Origin of the sequence: Halopseudomonas sp. (assembly GCF_041579695.1) — a bacterium.
Lineage (GTDB): Bacteria > Pseudomonadota > Gammaproteobacteria > Pseudomonadales > Pseudomonadaceae > Halopseudomonas.
The window spans coordinates 1-4,308 of record NZ_JBFGFI010000145.1 but is presented as its reverse complement, the minus strand read 5'-3'; the positions used below and the strand labels follow the sequence as shown (position 1 = coordinate 4,308).

The following is a 4,308-nucleotide window of genomic DNA, read 5'->3' as shown; positions in this document are numbered from 1 at the left end:
GGGTGCCAAGGACCTGCGGCCCTACCTGGAAGAGCTGTCGAACAAGGCCGATACGCACATCTCGGCGCACCCCAACGCCGGCCTGCCCAACGAATTCGGCGAATACGACGAAACTCCGGAACAGACCGCCGCCGTGATCGCGGAGTTTGCCGAAGCGGGCTTTCTCAACATCGTCGGCGGCTGCTGCGGCACCACCCCCGAGCACATCCGCGCGATTGCCGATGCGGTGGCCAGCTATCCGCCACGCGCCATCCCGGACATCCCCAAGGCCTGCCGTCTGTCCGGCCTGGAGCCGTTCACCATTGACCGCAGCTCGCTGTTCGTCAACGTCGGCGAGCGTACCAACATCACCGGCTCCGCCCGCTTCGCCCGGCTGATCCGTGAAGACAACTACACCGAAGCCCTGGAAGTGGCGCTGCAGCAGGTCGAAGCCGGCGCGCAGATCATCGACATCAACATGGACGAGGGCATGCTCGACTCGAAGGCGGCCATGGTCACCTTCCTCAACCTGATCGCCGGTGAGCCGGATATCTCCCGCGTGCCGATCATGATCGACTCCTCCAAGTGGGAAGTGATCGAAGCCGGCCTCAAGTGCATTCAGGGCAAGGGCATCGTCAACTCCATCTCGATGAAGGAAGGCGTTGAACAGTTCAAGCAGCAGGCGCGCCTGTGCAAGCGCTACGGCGCGGCCGTCGTGGTCATGGCGTTCGACGAGCAGGGCCAGGCCGATACCGAGCAGCGCAAGAAGGAAATCTGCAAGCGCTCCTACGACATCCTGGTCGACGAGATCGGCTTTCCGCCCCAGGACATCATCTTCGACCCGAACATCTTCGCCATTGCCACCGGCATCGAGGAGCACAACAACTACGCAGTCGACTTCATCAACGCCTGCGCCTACATCCGCGATCACCTGCCCCACGCACTTACCTCGGGCGGCGTATCCAACGTGTCCTTCTCGTTCCGCGGCAACAACCCGGTACGCGAGGCGATCCACTCGGTATTCCTGCTGCACGCGATCCGCGCCGGGCTGACCATGGGCATCGTCAACGCCGGACAGCTGGAGATCTATGACGAGATCCCCAAGAAGCTGCGCGATATCGTTGAGGACGTGGTACTCAACCGCAACCCGGAGGGTACCGACGCCCTGCTGGCGATTGCCGACGATTACAAGGGCGATGGCAGCGTCAAGGAAGCCGAGACCGAAGAATGGCGCAACCTGGACGTCAACAAGCGTCTGGAGCATTCGCTGGTCAAGGGCATTACCGCCTGGATCGTCGAGGACACCGAAGAGGCCCGCCAGCAGTGCGCGCGGCCGATCGAGGTGATCGAGGGGCCGCTGATGGCCGGCATGAACATCGTTGGCGACCTGTTCGGCGCTGGCAAGATGTTCCTGCCCCAGGTGGTCAAGTCCGCCCGCGTGATGAAACAGGCCGTGGCGCACCTGATCCCGTTTATCGAAGAAGAAAAAGGCGACAAGCCCGAAGCCAAGGGCAAGATCCTGATGGCCACGGTTAAGGGCGACGTCCACGACATCGGCAAGAACATCGTCGGCGTGGTGCTCGGCTGCAACGGCTACGACATAGTCGACATGGGCGTGATGGTGCCGGCGGACAAGATCCTCAAGACCGCGATTGCCGAGAAGTGCGACATCATCGGCCTGTCCGGTCTGATCACCCCCTCGCTTGACGAGATGGTGCATGTCGCCAAGGAAATGCAGCGTCAGGGCCTCACCCTGCCGCTGATGATCGGCGGCGCGACCACCTCCAAGGCGCACACCGCGGTGAAGATCGAGCCGCATTACAAGAACGATGCGGTGATCTACGTGACCGACGCCTCCCGCGCAGTGGGCGTGGCAACCAGCCTGCTGTCCAAGGAGATCAAGCCGGACTATATTGCGAAAATTCGCGCCGATTACGAAGTAGTCCGAGAGCGTACCGCCAACCGCCGGGCCCGTACCGAATACCTGAGCTACGAACAGGCCCGCGCGAACAAGCTGCAGCTGGACTGGGACAACTATCAGCCCCCTGCGCCGTCGTTCACCGGCACCCGCACGATAGACGATATCGACCTGGCCGCGATCGCCGAGTACATCGACTGGACGCCCTTCTTCATCTCCTGGGATCTGGCCGGCAAGTACCCGCGGATTCTCGAGGATGACGTCGTCGGTGAAGCCGCGCGCTCGCTGTTCGCCGATGCGCAGGAGATGCTCAAGCGCATGATCGACGAGAAGCTGATCAGGGCCAAGGCGGTGGTCGGCTTCTGGCCGGCCAATCAGGTCAACGACGACGACATCGAACTGCAGGACGACAACGGCCAGCCGCAGGCGATGCTGCATCACCTGCGCCAACAGAACATCACGCCGGACAAGAAGCCGAGCATGAGCCTGGCCGACTTTGTCGCGCCCAAGGATTCCGGCAAGCAGGACTATATCGGCGGCTTTATCACTACCGCCGGCATCGGCGCCGAGGAACTGTCCAAGCAGTACGAGCAAAAGGATGACGACTACAACGCGATCATGGTCAAGGCCCTCGCCGATCGCCTGGCCGAGGCCTGCGCCGAGTGGCTGCACCGCAAGGTGCGGACCGAGCTGTGGGGTTACATCGAAAAGGAAGACCTGGACAACGACGCGCTGATCCGCGAGAAGTACCAGGGCATCCGCCCGGCACCGGGTTATCCCGCCTGCCCGGATCACACCGAGAAAAGTACCCTGTTCAGCCTGCTCGACCCGGAAAGCAACTGCGGCGTGACGCTGACCGAGAGCTTCGCGATGTTCCCGACCGCAGCGGTCAGCGGCTGGTACTTCTCGCACCCGCAATCGAAATACTTTGCGGTGGGCAAGATCACCAGGGATCAGGTCGAATCCTATAGCGAGCGCAAGGATGCGCCGCTGAGCGTCACGGAGCGCTGGCTCTCGCCGAACCTGTCCTACGACAACTGATCGGCTGATGTCGATTCTGCCAGGCCGCGACAAGCTCAGGACCATCACCTTCCTGGGCTTGCCGATCATGGGCGGCATGCTCAGCCAGAGTCTAATGAACCTGGTGGATGCCGCGATGGTCGGCACCCTCGGCAGCGCCGCACTGGCCGGTGTCGGCCTGGGCAGTTACGTCAACTTCATGGCCGTGGCACTGGTCATGGGTTTGGGCGCCGGCGTCCAGGCGATGGTTGCACGGCGCCGCGGCGAAGGTAATACCACGCAACTCGCCGCCCCGCTCAATGAAGGCCTGCTGATTGCACTGGTACTGGCCATTCCGCTCACACTGATTGGCTGGTTCCAGGCGGCCAACATCATGGCCTTTCTGACTGACGACGCTGCGGTGCAACAGACCGGTACCGGCTACTTCCAGTGGCGTGCGCTGGCCATTTTCGCCGTCGGTGCCAACTTCGCATTCCGCGGCTACTGGAATGGCATTCGTCAGACCGGCATGTATCTGCAGATTCTGATCGTCATGCATCTGCTCAACGTGCTGATCAGCTACGGGCTGATCTTCGGCCGTTTCGGTTTGCCCGAGTTGGGCGCCGAGGGCTCCGGCCTGGGCAGCTGCATCGCCCTGTTCATCGGCACCGGCATGTACCTGTTTATGACCTGGCGCAGAGGACGCGCGCACGGCTTTCTTGCTGCACGCCCACGCAGCCGGGAAATCCGCGCAATGCTGCGTCTCTCGGTACCCAACTCCCTACAGCAGTTCTTTTTTGCCACCGGCATCACCACGCTGTTCTGGATCGTCGCGCAGATCGGCACCGCCGAGCTGGCCATTGCGCATGTGCTGGTCAACCTCTCGCTGTTTCTGATACTGCCGGGCGTCGGCCTGGGCATGGCAGCTACCACGCTGGTATCCCACAGCCTGGGGGATCGCAAACCCGAGGAAGCCTATCGCTGGGGCTGGGATGTGGCCCGCGTGGCCGTCTGCGTACTGTTCGTCATGGGCATGCCCTTCTGGCTCGCGCCACACCTGGTCCTCAGCATTTTCACCCAGGATCCCGAGCTGCTCGCATTAGGCGAATGGCCGCTGCGGGTTACCGGCATCGGCATGACGCTGGACGCCACCGCCCTGGTACTGACCCAGGCGCTGCTCGGCGCCGGAGCCAGCCGCACGGTCATGGCGGTGAACCTGGGCAGCCAGTGGCTGGTCTTTCTTCCTCTCGCCTATCTGGCAGGACCGGTGATGGGCGGCGGGTTGCTCACCATCTGGATACTGCAAAGCTGCTACCGCGCCGCCACTTCGGTTATCTTCACGCTGGTGTGGCGCCGCAGAAAATGGGCGAGCATTCGCATATGAGGCCCGATATGCGATCATCGGACGAAAT

Annotated in this window: 2 protein-coding genes; both read left to right on the top strand. The window is 62.5% G+C overall.

The window, feature by feature from the left end:
• Window positions 1-2,938 (top strand): methionine synthase (gene metH, locus ABYA88_RS15540; RefSeq protein WP_373188295.1); only part of this gene is annotated, 2,938 nt, incomplete at its 5' end.
• 7 nt (window positions 2,939-2,945) lie between these two features.
• Window positions 2,946-4,280 (top strand): MATE family efflux transporter, encoded by a 1,335-nt coding sequence (locus tag ABYA88_RS15535; protein ID WP_373188294.1) that lies wholly within the window; start codon window positions 2,946-2,948, stop codon window positions 4,278-4,280.
• Window positions 4,281-4,308: the final 28 nt, after the last annotated feature.

Coding starts and splice junctions, on each gene's coding strand:
- ABYA88_RS15535 (WP_373188294.1), top strand. CDS start 2,946: ATGTCGATTCTGCCAGGCCGCGACAAGCTCAGGACCATCACCTTCCTG.